Genomic DNA, 15251 nt, shown 5'->3' with positions numbered 1-15251 from the left:
CCTTTAATAATAAGGTATGCTAATCAGGAATTTAATAAAACAAGCAACTCAAGTAGGAAGCAGTGAAAATGCAATACGGTATGTCGAATATCTCTATCAATTTGAGAAGTTTAGAAACACATTAAACCTCACTTTATCACTAATAAAGCAAAACAGGCTCTCATTTGAAATATACCAAGAGGGATTAGTGGATATGGAAGAGGGAGTGTGTAAGACAATCAGGTCTTCCAGTGTAAATAGATATGTTATTGTACTGAGGAAGTCAAACCCATACATTATAGTGCATGAACTTTCACACATGGTTGAAAATGAACTGAACTTAAGTTTGGAACAGGAATTTCTCCATAAAGTTTACCAGGATATTGAGCAGAACCTAAAGCAAGCAAATATTCTTGTGCAGAAAATTATCGGCCAAGTTATATTTAAGGAGATACAGGCTTATCAAACTGCAAAATCACGTGCATCTGAATTATTTGCACGCTATTTTGAGCTATTTGCTTGGGCGCAGGAGGTTTACCCTAAAGATAAAGAATACTTAATCCGCACTCAAGACTTAAACAAAGTGTTCCTTGCTACTGGCCAATGGAAAAAGAGCTACCTTGATTCACAAATGATGGAGAGAATAGATAAGGAAATCAAGGAATACAGCAATAAAACTGCCACTAAAGACGTAACCAAAGTGCAAAGCAGTTGGACTAATAAATTTTCTCCTGGGGGCAAAAAAATTAGCTCTATATTTGGAGATGATGATTAGCTTATAGTGCAGGTTTTCCTACGTCATGCCGCCGCGAACCGTCATACCGCGATTCATTCTTTTGGTGTACGAACATTGCAATTTGCAGGTAATTTGAGTAGTAGATGGTGTCATTCCAGTGCTTGACACTGGAATCCAGGAATTTGGATTGGGCACTAAGTTGGTGAGCATAAAAGTGGCTGATCTTATGTTAAAACACAACGTTCTTGATGAGATTACGGCAAGGCTGGATTCCAGTGTCAAGCACTGGAATGACACCATTTGCTGTGCAGTTTACCTTTAAGAATGAATGTTCGTACAGTTGTGCGCGGTATCTCATCAGCTAACACGTAGCGGAATGACGGTTGTCGGTAAATCTTTTAGCTATAGAAGTTAACTTTGCAGTTAACTTCTATAGCGTTTCAAAGTATAGTTTTGGTAATACAGTAACTAAATATACATGAAAACCATTTTAGCTGTTGAAACAAGCTGCGACGAAACTGCAGTAGCGATTGTAAATAGTGACAAGCAAGTCCTTGCTCACAAGATTCTTTCTCAAGTAGAACACAAAAAACGCGGTGGGGTGATCCCTGAAATAGCTTCACGTGCTCATATGAAGCATTTAAGTGGTCTAATAAAAAGCGCCGTGGAAAAATCTAACCTTAACTTTTGTGACCTCAATGCAATTGCAGCAACATCAGGACCAGGACTCATAGGTGGATTAATAGTTGGTACAATGATGGCTAAAGCAATTGCGCATGTAGCACAAAAACCGTTCATTGCAGTGAATCACTTAGAAGCGCATGCATTGGTTATTAGGTTACTGCATGAGGTAAAATTTCCATTTTTAGTCCTACTAATATCAGGTGGTCACTGTCAATTTTTAATTGCACAGGATGTAGGTAAATACATTAAACTTGGAGAAACGCTCGATGATTCACTAGGAGAAGCATTTGATAAAGTTGCTAAGATGCTGGGTTTAAGCTACCCAGGAGGCCCATTAATTGAAAAGTTGGCTAAAAAAGGCAATGGCACAAGATTCAAACTGCCAAGGGCAATGATAAAACGTTCTGGATGTAACTTTTCGTTTTCTGGGATTAAAACAGCAGTAAAAAACTTAGTACAAGAACTTAAAATGAGCGAGCAAGATGTGTGTGATGTATGTGCTTCGTTTCAAGAGTGTATTAGTGACATACTGCTGGACAGGGTTAGTAATGCGATTATTATGGCCGAATCTTTAAATATCAAAATCAATGACTTTGTGATTACCGGCGGAGTTGCAGCAAATAATTTCTTGAGAGAAAAATTAAAACAACACATAAACTTAAACATATTTTTTCCCCCTAACGACCTATGTACAGACAATGCAATTATGGTTGGATGGACAGGAATTGAAAGGTTACAGAAAAATTATATAGATCCACTTAATTTTGCACCAAGACCAAAGTGGGAATTGGAAAGTTATTAAAAGCTCTCAATTCTGAATTATAGCTAAAGTGACTTAGGTTCTCTAATTGCACATAAGTCAACAATAATTTTCACACAAATCAAAACAGCATATCTTCTCCATAATCCTTGGTAATTTTACATAAGTTAAAAGTAGCATATGGTTCTCTCCGCGGTCTGAGATGACAATAAATTTGTCAAGCCGCATTATACTTGTTAGGCGGAAGTGGACGGCAACATATTTACCACGAAGTCTAACTAAGTTCTTGCTTGTCCCTTCCATCGGCATTGCTATCTTTATTTTCAATAAAATTATTGTCCTATGCTCTTTTGATGTTTATTGATAATAAAATTCTGTTTTATCAACCAACATCCTATGCATAATTACAGCTAATTTTCTTGCTACTGCTACAATTGCTTTTTTCATTCCTTTTTTCTTCGCAACCCCAGTTTTTTAATTTAAATGTCCTCTTGGTAACTGTAAGCATTGTTTGTGCAGCTTCATATAACATACTTCTACATTCCGGTGGTCCCATCTTTGATATGCTGCCATGCCGATCAACTTCTCCAGAAGAATATTGCCTTGGTGTCAACCCTATATATGCTCCAACTGTATCAGATTTCTCAAACCTATGTGGGTTATCAATTGCAGCTTTATACGTCATTGCTACTATAATCCCCACTCCTGGAACAGTAGTTAACAATTTACAATCATCGTCTTTTTCACCTTGTTCTGAAAGCATTTTGTCAAGCTTTCTTAATGACTTTTCTATTGCTTCCAAACTACAAACTAACGCTTCAATTGAACTCCTACTGATTTCATCCAAATTATTTATTGCCTCTTGTATTCTTAAAGCGAAAGTTTCAAATTTTGATCCTTTACCGACCATGTATCTTCAACAACCCTCTTATTGTTCCAATAACCTGCTGTTTGCTACACATTAGCTGTCTTCTGCTTCCAAGCGCTATTTTAATTTGACAACTGATTTTACTAACACTTCTCATCATCTGCGCTATACCCCTCGCATCGTTTTTATCATTCTTATTGATTCTTGCAGACAACGCTGCTGCCATATGCCTTGCATCTACACAAATTGCTGGTAATCCAAAACTCCTTAACTCTTTGCACATTGATATTGACAACTATCCACTTTCTATTCCTATGGGTTCGTATTTTTTGCCTTGGCTAATCTGCTATTGCCTTACTTTCGCTTGCAACAACTTCTTCCTTAACAACTTTTCCTTTCTCATCAACGATACTTATAAAAGTTTCTTTTAATGAGATCGCTATAATATTTCATGACCTACTGTAAAAGTTTAAATTATTTTTGAAGAACCAATTCATTGAATTTGTTACTTCGTGCTAAAATAATGGAGTATGTCTCTCCATCATTCAATAGCAATTACAGTATGTTTAGCTATAATTTGAAAAACAAAAATTCGTCATTCCGCTACTAGTTAGCGGGATCTAGAGGTACCGCGGCGGCATGACGTAGGATTGCTGTCATCCCGCTGCTTGTTAGTGGCTAAGAGATACTGTGAATAAATCACGGTATGACGGTTAAGTATCCCGCTACGTGTTAGCGGCTGAGATAACGCGAATAAATCGCGGGATGACGTGTTGCTTGGGTCAGCTATAGAAGCAAAACTCATCATTTTGAAAGAGGAGGAGATTTTTCCGGACCCTCAGCAGGGATTGATTTTGGATCTGATAATTCTGTATTTACCTTGATTGGCTCTAATGGAGTTTTCTGCTCTTCCGGTTTATCATCTGGAATTGGAACAGGCCAATCCATAATGTTTTGCGGTATAACTTCTGCTTCTTTAGCTTCTTTTTGACCTGTTGAAGATGATGCATCAACTCCTGCATTTTTAGTAACTTCTTGTTTGAGTTGTTTATTTTCTTCTTGCAGTTGCTTTAAATTTTTCTTTAACTCGTCAATCTCTCTTATTTTTTGTTTTAATTGTTCAGATATAGTTAGTTTGTCTCTAGTCAATTTTTTGTTTTCTTGTCTTAACCCACTAGCTGTTCTGCTTGAGTTGTTGTTTACAGCTTGTATACCTTGGTCTTGCTGCTGCATGCTTGTTCCTCTACTTTCATATTCAACTTCAGTTTGAGTTGCCTGACCTTTTTCCTGCTGTAATATGTTCTGCAGTTACTCTAGACTCTCTTTGACAGATGCCAGCTCTTCCTGTGTACACGTTAACATCCCTTCCTTTTCCTTAAGTTGATATTGAAGCTTTTCTATTTCCCCCTTCGTATTTTCTTCGCTTAGCTCATCTGCAAGTGATCTTCCAGGTTCAAGTTGTCGAATTTCCCTCTCTAAGTCTTCCTTTTCTCTCTGTAATTCATTTAATTCTTCAGACAATTGGCTCGCCGTTTCAGCCAATGTATTGTTTTCCTTTTTTGTTTCCATTAACTGTTCTGCCAACTGCTTTTTATGATCATCCTTTAAACCTTCCACTATTTTCTTCAGGTCATTCTCCAAATTTGCATTCTTTTCCTTTAGTACAGTTAAATTAGCTTCACTTTGCTTCAATTTTCTCTGTAATTCTTTATTTGCCTCATTTGTTTCACCTTCCTTATCTTTCAACTGATTATTTAAGTTCTTTATTACATCATTTTTATCCTGTAGTTCTTCCTCTTGTTCCTTTATTCTTTGACCTCTTTCAAATATCGCTCGCTGTTGTTCATTGACTTTATCTCTCAAGGAGTCACGTTCTAATCTTAGATCCTCAAGCTGCTTTGCCTGCGCTGCAAAATGTTGAGCAAATGTTTCTTTTCCTTCCTTTAATTCCTCAATTTCGTTTATAATTTCATCTACTTTATCTTTTAATCCTTCTTGCTCATACTCTTCTTCATCACCAGACATATCATCCTCAAATATTTCATCTTCATCACTAAATTCACTGCTGGTGGATATAGAACTTCTACGTGAAGAAGGTGTGCTAGGAGAGGAATACCCACTGCTGCTTGGTGTAGGCAATTGCGATGATAGATCTTGTGTGGGCTCGAGACTGTCCATATCTTGACCTATATCAGTAAAAGCTTGATACAGAGTTTTTCTGTTGATAAAAACTTCTTTATTTTGTCCAACTAACTTTAATACTTCTTCTGAACTCGTTATTCCTCCAAATTTTGGCTCACCAATAACACTCTGTATACCACCAGAATCCAATTTTACGGTCATGCTACAGTCTATGCTGTTACCTTCAGAATCCTTAGCCTGCCAATTAATGGTCATTTCACATGAGCTTGAACCAGTAAAATCATAGTGCCTTTCGCTGCCTTTTTTGGTTGCAGTTATTTGACTATCTTTCCCTAAAGATATGTTATAAACCTTACCTTCACTGCTAGCTCTTAAAATATTGCTAATTTCTATTGGTTTTTCTTCATTTTCAAATCTAATTTTGAAGTCATCATCTTTTGTTGAATACGCTAAGAAATTTTGATTTGGTAAAGATGCTTCAAATTCTCTATGTGTTTCATTTATTGATTGCTCAAATTTTTGGAACTCCTTTTCCCACTTTAAATTTATCTGTCCTGTAATGTCCTCATCTTTGCGTAAAGGGCCAATAAAATACCAGATTAAATTTTTTTCCTCCAATTGTTTTATAGTCTCTTGAAAGCTGCTACAAGATTCAATCACATCTAAAATATCCTTTTTCTGCTGTTCATCTACATCTAAACTTTGACTTTCAGCTATAAATACATTTTCGTTTTCCTGTGGCATAATTTTACATTTTAAAAAATATACTATAATATTAACAGATTTCTTTAAAGAGTCAACTAATTGTTGGATAAATAAACTTGAGCATTTGGCCAAAATGTTATATAGTAGTCACTTCAAGAAGTACAGTATGGACAATACCATTATAAGAAAATACGATATTAGAGGTATAGTAGGCAAAGATTTGCAGATTAATGATGGGTACGAGATAGGTAGAAAGTTTGGCCAAACCGTAGCTAGTGTTTGTGTCGGCTACGACAGCAGAATAGATTCACCAGGTATAGAAAGAGAATTAATTAGGGGCTTAACTTTATCCGGTGCAAATGTTATACGCGTTGGACTATGCTCTTCACCTATGCTTTACGCTGCAACACAAATCACACAGGCGGATCTTGGTATCATAATAACTGCCTCTCATAACCCCAGCGAATATAATGGCTTTAAATTTTTTAGTAATAAAAAAGTCTTCTCAGATCAAGAAATGAAGGAAATTATAAGCAGTCCAATTAAAAACAGCACAAGAATTGGAAGCTTAATTAACATAAATATATATAGTGAGTACATTAGCATATTGAAAAGTGCAGTGAAGAATAATACTACACAGAAATTAAAAATAGCCTGGGATTGTGGAAATAGTCCAGCAAGTGGAATTATAAGGTATATTGAAAAGATCTTGCCTGGTCATACGCACATCGTAACCAATAACTCTATAGATGGGGCATTTCCACTGCATGATCCAGATCCCATAGAGGAAAAAAATCTTGCTCAATTAATTGACATTGTGAAGGAATATGGATGTGATCTTGGCATTGCGCTAGATGGCGATAGCGATAGGGTGCGCTTAATTGATAATAAAGGCAACGTTGTTTCCAATGACCATTTATTTATAATTTTTGCACGTGAAGTGTTGGAGGAATATCCAGAAAGCAAAGTTATTGCTAACGTAAAAATGAGTATGAAAGTGCATGATTTTGTTAGCAAGTTAGGAGGGCAAGTTATCACCTGTGCTACTGGACATTCACTAGTTAAGAAGAAGATGGTAGAGGAAGAGGCAAAGTTTGCTGGTGAATTAAGCGGGCACTTCTTCTTTTCTGAGCTAAGTTTTGATGATGGGCTATATTCTGCTGTTAAAGCAGTTGACATTTTGCTTAAGAAAAACCAAAGCCTATCTCAGGTGATTGAGGATTTACCGAAGTTATATATCACTCATGAAGTGAAGATTGTAGTGAAAGATGAGAAAAAGTTTCAAATAATTGAGTCAATAAAGAAAACACTGGAGCAGCAAAATATTGTATTTTCAGATCTTGATGGTGTTAAGGTAACCGATAATAAAGGTTGGTGGCTTCTTAGGGTATCAAATACGCAAAACTGCATTACAGCAAGATGCGAAGGAGAGACTTTAGAGGGTTTTGAACTTACTAAAAAGGTTTTGTTCCATTACATTGATGAAGCAAGGTCTTTAAATTGTAGCTACTCACAGAAATAAATTTGATTTATAAAATTGACATGAAAGTATAAAGATAAATAGGCTAAATGTACTTATCATCTGTTCAGGCTGCAGCATTATTTCGTGTAACCGTTTGCGGGTCCACTTAATTCTGCAATTCTTTGATCTCACTCATGGAGAGGCCAGTAAACTTAACAATAGTGGTGACATCAACATTATTAGCTAGCATTGTTTTTGCAACTTCAATTTTTCCTTCCTTTTTAGCATCATCAAGTTTTTGTTCAAGAACAGCCCGTTCATCACGAATACGTTTTATTTCCTGTTCGTAGGCAATAAATTCTTTCTCTGACCAGTTGAATCTATTTAGTTCTTCATATGCCTTTTTAATTATTACATCACTACCTATTATCTTTTCCAATTCTTCTTCGCTAGTTTCATCTGCATATTTAAAATAATAGATCCATTTTTCAACTATACTCTCCAATTGGTCTTCTTTAGTTTTAGGAAATTTTGGTAACTCAATAAATGTAAAATAAAAATCTTTTAAATCATGTTCATAGCTATCTTTGTCTAACATTACATGATCTGACTTATACTCAGATTTATTAGGAAAGAGAATACAATCAGCAATAGCTATAAAAATGATTTCTTTAAGACCCTGATATTGATCACCTTTATCAGCTTGCCTTGAATAAGCTTTAGCAGCGTAATATTGAGCGCGTTTTTCAAAGCCTTTAGTTTTGGCAACTTGCATTTCGACTATTACTTGCACCCCATTTTCATCCCTGCAAAGAACATCAACGATACTTTGTTTTTTAGAGGCAATTTCAGCATCTTGAATAGTGCTGAGGAATTCTATTTCTTTTATTTCATCTTTGCCAGTGAACCCCAAAATATCATTGAGAAAGTGAATGAGGATGTCTTTATTTTTTTCAGTACCAAAAATACGCCGAAACGCAACATCATTCTTGGGGTCGAGAAACTTAGAAAGAGCCATAAAAAAATTTTTAAATGTATCTTTATATTATATATTCTTATTGATAATAATTCAATAATTTGTCATCTTTTTTGTTAACTTTACTGATGTTGCCAGAGGGAACGTTGTTGCAAAATTTTGTAAAATTTATTATCCTAAGGTTTCAAGTTCTCACAGGTTTATTGGAACTATATGTACAATGTGTTTATCAGTGAAAATCCGGAGAAAATGATGGGGGAAAAGTTAATACATTACTTTAGCCAGGGTAAATGCGAAGGCAATGCAGAAATGAAAAATCTGCTGGGAGGAAAGGGGGCAAATTTAGCAGAAATGTGCAATGTTGGCATTCCTGTTCCACCTGGTTTCACAATTTCCACCTCTGCTTGCAAAGTCTATTATCAAGACAATAGATCTTCTGTCATCCAAGTATCTGATTACTCGGATCCAGAAAAAAATGTGGTCACGCACTGGAATGACATATGTAGTGGAATTAAAAACTACATGACGATGCTCGAAAATGACATCGGTTGTAAATTTGGGGATTCAAATAATCCCTTATTAATTTCCATACGCTCTGGTAGTGTTAGTTCAATGCCGGGCATGCTTGATACTATTTTAAATGTTGGTCTAAATGATGAAACCGTTGTTGGGCTTGCAAAAAAAAGTGGCGAACGTTTTGCTTACGATAGCTACTGCCGTTTCATCATGATGTACTCCAATGTTGTACTACAGCTTGATCATCACCTATTTCAAGATGTTATTGATAATGAGCAGCAAAAGAGTGGAGCAAAAAGCTTAGCTGATCTTGATGTTGATGTTTTAAAGAGAATTGTTAACGATTTTAAAAAGATAGTATATGAAAAAACTGAGAAACATTTCCCGCAGAACGTTGAAGAGCAATTGTTAAACTCAGTTAATGCAGTATTTGCTTCTTGGAAAAATGATAGGGCTGTTTCCTATAGAAAAATACATAATATTCCTGAAAACCTTGGAACAGCGGTCAACGTGCAAGCAATGGTTTTTGGTAATTTAAATGATAATTCTGCAACTGGTGTGATATTTACACGAAATCCTTCAACTGGGGAAAAAAAGCTTTTTGGTGAGTTTTTGGTTAATGCTCAGGGTGAGGATGTGGTTTCTGGTGTTTATACTCCTATGCCAATTGACGGAGAGCAAAAAAACACCATGGAGAAGTTGCTGCCAAGTGTCTACCTGGAATTATGCGCGGTATGTGAAAAACTTGAAAGGCATTATAAAGACATGCAGGATATCGAATTTACTGTACAGGACGGTAAATTATGGATTTTGCAGACTAGGTCTGGCAAGCGCACGGCTGAAGCTGCTATTCGCATAATAGTTGATATGGTAAACGAAGGAACGATTACAAAAGAAGAAGGAATATTGAGAATTGATCCAAAAACTTTTGACAATTTATTGCATCCAGTTCTTGACGTTAAGAGTGACCAAAAAGTAATAGGGAAGGGACTGCCGGCTTCTCCAGGGGTTGCTTCTGGATATGTAGTGTTTAGTGCAAGTGATGCTGAAAAAGCTGCAGAGCAGGGTAAAAAAGTGATTTTAGTAAGGTCAGAAACGAGTCCTGAAGATATTAATGGAATGAATGCTGCAAGTGGCATAGTAACAGCACGGGGAGGGATGACCTCGCACGCTGCTGTTGTAACCCGTGGAATGGGTAAGCCATGCATTTGCAGTGTAAGTGGACTTTATATCGATAAAGATGGAACTTTCTTTTCTGTGGGGGATACAAAAGTAAATAAAGGTGAACCAATTACCATCAACGGAGGAACAGGGGAGGTTATGCTTGGCATTCTTCCTACAATTTCACCTGAATTATCGCAAGAATTCAAAACGATAATCAACTGGATAGATGAAATCAAAACGGTCAAAGTGAGAGCGAACGCTGATACTCCAAAAGACGCAAAAATTGCAAAAGAATTCGGTGCAGAAGGTATAGGCTTATGTCGCACAGAACATATGTTTTTCGCTAGTGATAGAATCGAATTCATTCAAAAGTTGATAATGGCTGACGATGAAAATGAAAGGGCAAATGCGCTCATTAAACTGGAAGAAATGCAAAAGTCTGATTTCAAAGAAATATTTTCTATTATGGAGGGCAGGGAGGTCACTATACGGTTGCTTGATCCACCTTTGCATGAATTTTTACCCAATAATCAGTCTACTATAGAAAAAATCGCCAAATCACTTAGTAAGTCAGTTGAATCAGTAAAAAATAAAATAGCACAGTTATCAGAAAAGAACCCAATGCTTGGCCATCGAGGTTGTAGACTTGCCATTTCTCATCCTGAAATATATAGCATGCAGATTAGGGCAATACTTAGTGCTGCAAGTGAATTAAAGAAAGAAAAGAAGATAGAAGTGGAGCCTGAAATCATGGTCCCCTTTATCATGAATGAGAAAGAGTTTGTTTTGATATGCGAGTTAGTGAAGAAAGAATCCTCTGTCATCTCAGCTAGGATCAAGAAGCAGATTCCAGCGTCACGCGCTGGAATGACATCAGACAAGGCGTACTCAATTGGAACAATGATAGAGCTACCACGAGCAGCACTGATTGCTGATAAGTTAGCAAAACATGCAGAGTTCTTTAGTTTTGGCACTAATGATTTAACGCAAACAACCATGGGACTTTCAAGAGATGATTCAGTTAATTTCCTCGATTCTTATAAGGAAAGCAACATATTCGAAAACGACCCATTTGAAGTGCTGGACATCGAAGGGGTAGGGGAGTTAATCAAGATGGCCATTGAAAGAGGCAAAAAAACCCGAAAAGAAATAAAACTGGGTATATGTGGAGAACATGGAGCAGATCCAAAATCTATAGAGTTTCTCATCGAATCAGGGGTGGATTATGTTTCATGCTCACCCTATAGAGTACCGGTTGCAAAGTTAGTGGCAGCACAGTTTAGCATAAAATCTAAGTGTGTTGGGTAAATTAGATGCCAGTGTCACGCACTGGCATAACATCCTCCCTAGCGAAATTGAATCACAACGTTTTTGCAGTTTTTTGGACGTGTTCAACTTTATTTTCTTCCATTTCTCTATAGCTTGGTAATGTAGAATTTTTTACATGCAACCCGGTAGCTATTGCAACCAAAGCAGCTATAACACCACAAATCACTGCACCAGTTACAAATGGAACCATCACAGCAGCAGTAATGAATAATCCTGTAATAACAACTCCAACAACATCTTTTGTTAATGAGGTGTAAAAATTTTCCTTGCTTTTTTTATATTTAGCTTCTTTTTCATTTGGCACAGAAAATTGAGCATCTACAAAGCCGTTAGCTTTATTATCATTATTTGGTGTGGCAGTTTGCTTAGCCTCTGGTATTACAGGCGTTTTATTTTTGTTATTATGATTTGATTGGCCATTAACATTATCACTATTTGGCGTGGTAGTTTGGTTAGTCTCTGTTACTACAGGTATTTCATTGTCGTGATTGCGATTATCACCATTAGTACTAACTGGAGGCACTGTTGCTACAGGTCTACTACCAATGTTTCCATTACTGCTGCTGGGTTCTGCTCTATTTTCTTCATTAAGCTTACCTCTATTCAAGAACGCATTAACAATTTCAGTTTTACCTACCTGTATGGCCACTTGTAAAGCCTCTTTCCTGTTTGCAGGACTCACGTAACCTAAAATTAGCTCAGCTTCTTGGGCATTATCCTGAGTAATAGCAAGACACAGAGCGTTAAATTTTTCTTCTTCATAAAATTTGCCACTATCCAAAAGTACCTTAACAACGTCAGCTTGTTTTGTTATTGTAGCTATGCCCAATATAGTTCTGGAAGCAGTATCTGTAAGATGGATTACAGCATCTAAATCTGTAAACAATTTTACAACATCTAGAAATATGCCACGATCGCCGGTAATATTGGACTCTCTTACAGCATTTGCAAACGAGTCAAAAATTGCCAGATTTGTTTCTTTCCCTTGTATTAGTTGCTCGTAAAGTACTTCAGCAGTCATACCAGGGTTTATGAAGTTACTAGAATCTACTTCATTACTGTCTGCTCTATTCTCTTCCACATTAGGTGCCTCTTCTTCCTTGTTTATTGCTGCGGTTATTTGCTCTTGTTGAAGGGGTTCACACCCATTTTGGAGGAGAAAATCCTTAACGCGTGGGTTGTTATTTTCGGTTGCATGTTTTAGAAGTAGGTTCCCTAATGAATTGCCTCCTTCACATTCATCTTGAAAATTAACTTCTTTCCTTAACCTCTTTTTTAGTTCTTCCAAACTAGTAACTGTGTTATCACGTCCTGTAATTCTATCTATATCTAGATAGAAATTTCTAACATCATCATCACTATATGCCATAACTATAATCCCACTACTATAATGCTTATATTATATCAACTCCCTAATAATCAGTCAAGACATATTGCAGTTTCAAGCAGCATGATATATCATGATACATATTGAATATAGTTCTTAAAGCAAATGATGGAAGATTTAGCCTATAAATTAGTTAAAGTGACCGAAGCTGCGGCGCTTGCTGCATATAAACTAGCAGGCTTCGGCGATGAAAAAAAGGCTGATCAGGTTGCAGTTGATGCAATGCGTACAGTATTAAATTCAATGGAAATAAATGGTACTATCGTAATTGGTGAAGGTGAGAGAGATGAAGCACCGATGCTATATATTGGCGAGAAGGTTGGCACTGGAAATGGTCCTGAAATCGACATTGCCGTTGACCCACTTGAGGGCACTACGATTTGTGCTCATTACAAACCAGGGGCAATGTCTGTTCTTGCTGCAACGAAAAAAGGTAATTTTTTACATGCACCTGATGTTTATATGGAAAAAATAGCGGTAGGAAAAAATCTTCCAGAGGGTGTAGTCTCACTAAAAAATAGCATTGAAAAGAATCTAGACAATTTAGCCAAGGCAAAAAAATGCAAAGTAAATGATCTCGTGGTAACTATACTTAATCGTGAAAGGCACAATGAATTAATAGTAAAAATCAGGAAGTTAGGAGCAAAAATTAAACTAATAGATGATGGTGATATTGTGGCCGTAGTTTCACTAGTAAATGGCAATCATGATATGTATATCGGAATAGGAGGGGCACCAGAAGGGGTGCTTGCGGCTGCAGCGCTGAGTTCAATCGGTGGGCAGATGGAGGGAAGATTGATATTTGACACAGATCAGTTAAAAGAAAGAGCAAAAAATTTAAATATTGATGACCCAGAAAAAGTCTACGCCGTAAAAGATATGGCAAGAGGTGAATCAGTGTTCATTGCAACTGGAGTAACAAGCGGAGAACTTGTGGATGGAGTTGATAACATATGTTCAACTAGTTCTTTAATAATTCTACCTAACAACCTGATAAAGCTGCAAACAATGCAGAACTTATGTTAGCTTTTTTAGTTTCTAATTTTAGCTTTACAACATTTAGCATTAAGATATAATTAAGTTTACTTATAACAATAGAGGTGTGAAATGTTTTCTAGTATTGTAAATCCATTGAATGGTTTTTTCAAAAATTCGAGTACCAAGGAAAGTGAAGAAAAGTTGACTCTTCTATCTCCTCAAGCAAATCTTCAATTCGATGAGACTCAGGTACAAAGTGTGCTCTCAGATTTTGAGGAATTGGAGTTTAAGGATAATAAGTGTTTTGACAAAATAGCAGACGATTATGAAAAGAAGGGGGAGAGTGCCCTTTTTAACTATGTAATATTGAATAAGCGGAAAGAAATAATCGATATATTAGATAGGAATCTTCCTCTCCTCGAAGAACAGGAGGAGTTTAGAAAGAAATATGGTCAATATGTTCTTCAAATTGACAAAGGAATGAGTTATGGAAAAGAACTTCAAGATGGACTTCGGTCTTTTGAAGATAGGGCAGAAAAAGTATTATCAGATTTTGAAAGATTGAATTTTGATTTTAAGGATAATAAGTGTGAAGATTCTTCTGATTCTGTAAATTATAATAACGGTTGGCCGGCAGATCCATTTGACAAGATAGCAAATTATTATCGAGAGGATGATATTTTCCTTTTCAATTATGTGGTATTGAGTAAGCGAAAAGAAATAATGGGTATATTGGATAAGAAGCTTACTTCTAAAGATCAGGAGGAGTTAAAAGAAAATTTTAAAAAGAGGTTGGGTAGATATCTTATTCGAATTGGTGAAGGAATGAGCGATGGACAAGAATTTCTAAAAACTGGTAGTGCAATTGCTTTCTTTGATGGGTGTTATGTGCCATGTCCATATGCAAACCGTCTTCTTAATCATTATGACCATCTTAATATCAACATTACTAAACCTGAACAAAGTTTAGAAACCAGTCGTCTTTTCACTGAAAAAACTAAAAGAATGGAAGAAGAGAAAAGCGAGGTAAAAAGAGCAAAAATATACAGCAATGGTGAAAGAATAGTAACAATTGAGAAGAATGAGAAACAATAGAGGAACTACTCCTTTACAAAATTTGCAATATGTGACATCGAAATTAGTTGGGGTGCAAAAGATGAATCTGGAAAAGACCTTAACTGTACTGTTGTTCTAAATATAAATTTAGGTCAAGTTAGTATTAAAAAATCAACTATTGACGGTAAAGATGTTGAACCAAAGAAAATTTTAGAGTTAGCTAAGCAAAACGAGGCTGTGCTTATAAAAGGTAAAGCTTTACATGAAGTTTTAGCAGCACATTTCATTAAGCAAACACCATGTGAGGAAAAGAAGGATATGCAATCGCACGAGAATATCGTTGTACCTGGTTCCGGTGCACCTCGCTCTATTAATGAGGAAATAACTGTAGAGCATCCGTTCGGGAAAGCGGCAAATAAAGATAATCATAGAGAAATGTGAGTTTACAACAAATGGTGCCATGAAAGTAGCTGATACATAACTGTACGAACGTTTGTTTGCGAAGAAAT

General features: G+C 36.3%; 13 protein-coding genes and 1 pseudogene. 7 read left to right on the top strand and 7 right to left on the bottom strand.

From position 1 onward, the window contains the following. Window positions 1–16 precede the first annotated feature (16 nt). Window positions 17–754 (top strand): WD_0702 family putative metalloprotease, encoded by a 738-nt coding sequence (locus WHA_RS03195; protein WP_010081987.1) that lies wholly within the window; start codon window positions 17–19, stop codon window positions 752–754. 39 nt (window positions 755–793) lie between these two features. Here the strand turns inward: WHA_RS03195 and WHA_RS07540 are convergent. Next, window positions 794–895: pseudogene (locus tag WHA_RS07540) on the bottom strand (WPE palindromic element domain-containing protein); the annotation flags it as partial. A gap of 298 nt (window positions 896–1193) precedes the next feature. On the opposite strand from WHA_RS07540, the gene tsaD reads away from it, so the two are divergent. After that, a complete protein-coding gene (tsaD, locus tag WHA_RS03190; RefSeq protein WP_015589155.1) occupies window positions 1194–2201 on the top strand; it encodes a tRNA (adenosine(37)-N6)-threonylcarbamoyltransferase complex transferase subunit TsaD in 1008 nt (335 codons plus the stop codon). Between the two features lie 352 nt (window positions 2202–2553). Here tsaD and WHA_RS06045 read toward each other — a convergent pair whose 3' ends face one another. The 4 genes from WHA_RS06045 to WHA_RS03175 all read right to left on the bottom strand — a co-directional run bounded on the left by WHA_RS06045 (window position 2554) and on the right by WHA_RS03175 (window position 5913). Then, on the bottom strand, window positions 2554–3069 hold the full coding sequence (locus WHA_RS06045) for an IS110 family transposase (protein ID WP_051062213.1): 516 nt from the start codon (window positions 3067–3069) through the stop codon (window positions 2554–2556). Continuing rightward, window positions 3059–3322, bottom strand: coding sequence for an IS110 family transposase (locus WHA_RS06040; RefSeq protein ID WP_144054592.1), 264 nt, complete (start codon window positions 3320–3322; stop codon window positions 3059–3061). The genes WHA_RS06045 and WHA_RS06040 overlap by 11 nt, the downstream gene beginning before the upstream one ends. A 509-nt stretch (window positions 3323–3831) precedes the next feature. Beyond that, the gene (locus WHA_RS03180; RefSeq protein ID WP_015589154.1) at window positions 3832–4260 is read right to left on the bottom strand and encodes a hypothetical protein; all 429 of its coding nucleotides are present in this window, start codon (window positions 4258–4260) and stop codon (window positions 3832–3834) included. A gap of 75 nt (window positions 4261–4335) precedes the next feature. Next, window positions 4336–5913 carry a hypothetical protein gene (locus WHA_RS03175; RefSeq protein WP_041573599.1) on the bottom strand — a complete coding sequence of 526 codons (1578 nt, stop codon included), beginning with the start codon at window positions 5911–5913 and terminating at the stop codon, window positions 4336–4338. 127 nt (window positions 5914–6040) lie between these two features. Between WHA_RS03175 and WHA_RS03170 the strand changes: the two genes are divergently transcribed. Further along, the gene (locus tag WHA_RS03170) at window positions 6041–7396 is read left to right on the top strand and encodes a phosphomannomutase/phosphoglucomutase (protein ID WP_227738550.1); all 1356 of its coding nucleotides are present in this window, start codon (window positions 6041–6043) and stop codon (window positions 7394–7396) included. A 106-nt stretch (window positions 7397–7502) separates the two neighbouring features. On the opposite strand, the gene WHA_RS03165 is transcribed toward WHA_RS03170, so the two are convergent. Beyond that, a complete protein-coding gene (locus WHA_RS03165) occupies window positions 7503–8354 on the bottom strand; it encodes an Rpn family recombination-promoting nuclease/putative transposase (protein WP_015589151.1) in 852 nt (283 codons plus the stop codon). Between the two features lie 210 nt (window positions 8355–8564). Between WHA_RS03165 and ppdK the strand changes: the two genes are divergently transcribed. Then, window positions 8565–11300, top strand: a complete 2736-nt coding sequence (gene ppdK / locus WHA_RS03160) for a pyruvate, phosphate dikinase (protein ID WP_015589150.1) — start codon at window positions 8565–8567, stop codon at window positions 11298–11300. 52 nt (window positions 11301–11352) lie between these two features. Here the strand turns inward: ppdK and WHA_RS03155 are convergent, their stop codons facing one another. Continuing rightward, complete coding sequence (locus WHA_RS03155) at window positions 11353–12690, bottom strand: hypothetical protein (protein ID WP_015589149.1); 1338 nt, start codon at window positions 12688–12690, stop codon at window positions 11353–11355. 126 nt (window positions 12691–12816) lie between these two features. On the opposite strand from WHA_RS03155, the gene glpX reads away from it, so the two are divergent. The 3 genes from glpX (at window position 12817) to WHA_RS07055 (ending at window position 15183) form a co-directional block, all read left to right on the top strand. Then, complete coding sequence (glpX, locus tag WHA_RS03150) at window positions 12817–13734, top strand: class II fructose-bisphosphatase (RefSeq protein ID WP_041573528.1); 918 nt, start codon at window positions 12817–12819, stop codon at window positions 13732–13734. Between the two features lie 81 nt (window positions 13735–13815). Then, window positions 13816–14781: a hypothetical protein gene (locus WHA_RS03145; RefSeq protein ID WP_227738549.1), complete on the top strand. Its 966-nt coding sequence runs from the start codon at window positions 13816–13818 to the stop codon at window positions 14779–14781. A 198-nt stretch (window positions 14782–14979) separates the two neighbouring features. Then, complete coding sequence (locus WHA_RS07055) at window positions 14980–15183, top strand: hypothetical protein (RefSeq protein WP_223823107.1); 204 nt, start codon at window positions 14980–14982, stop codon at window positions 15181–15183. Window positions 15184–15251: the final 68 nt, after the last annotated feature.

The sequence above is a fragment of the Wolbachia endosymbiont of Drosophila simulans wHa genome (assembly GCF_000376605.1).
Classification (GTDB): Bacteria; Pseudomonadota; Alphaproteobacteria; order Rickettsiales; family Anaplasmataceae; genus Wolbachia; species Wolbachia pipientis.
Note: the sequence above shows the minus strand (reverse complement) of the source record. Positions and strands in the feature narration are given on the sequence as shown.

Excerpts from the sequence above, each read along its gene's own strand:
- WHA_RS03145 (WP_227738549.1), top strand. The coding sequence starts at position 13,816 with ATGTTTTCTAGTATTGTAAATCCATTGAATGGTTTTTTCAAAAATTCG.
- WHA_RS06045 (WP_051062213.1), bottom strand. The coding sequence starts at position 3,069 with ATGGTCGGTAAAGGATCAAAATTTGAAACTTTCGCTTTAAGAATACAA.
- tsaD (WP_015589155.1), top strand. The coding sequence starts at position 1,194 with ATGAAAACCATTTTAGCTGTTGAAACAAGCTGCGACGAAACTGCAGTA.
- WHA_RS03195 (WP_010081987.1), top strand. The coding sequence starts at position 17 with ATGCTAATCAGGAATTTAATAAAACAAGCAACTCAAGTAGGAAGCAGT.
- ppdK (WP_015589150.1), top strand. The coding sequence starts at position 8,565 with ATGGGGGAAAAGTTAATACATTACTTTAGCCAGGGTAAATGCGAAGGC.
- glpX (WP_041573528.1), top strand. The coding sequence starts at position 12,817 with ATGGAAGATTTAGCCTATAAATTAGTTAAAGTGACCGAAGCTGCGGCG.
- WHA_RS03180 (WP_015589154.1), bottom strand. The coding sequence starts at position 4,260 with ATGCAGCAGCAAGACCAAGGTATACAAGCTGTAAACAACAACTCAAGC.
- WHA_RS03165 (WP_015589151.1), bottom strand. The coding sequence starts at position 8,354 with ATGGCTCTTTCTAAGTTTCTCGACCCCAAGAATGATGTTGCGTTTCGG.
- WHA_RS03175 (WP_041573599.1), bottom strand. The coding sequence starts at position 5,913 with ATGCCACAGGAAAACGAAAATGTATTTATAGCTGAAAGTCAAAGTTTA.
- WHA_RS03170 (WP_227738550.1), top strand. The coding sequence starts at position 6,041 with ATGGACAATACCATTATAAGAAAATACGATATTAGAGGTATAGTAGGC.
- WHA_RS03155 (WP_015589149.1), bottom strand. The coding sequence starts at position 12,690 with ATGGCATATAGTGATGATGATGTTAGAAATTTCTATCTAGATATAGAT.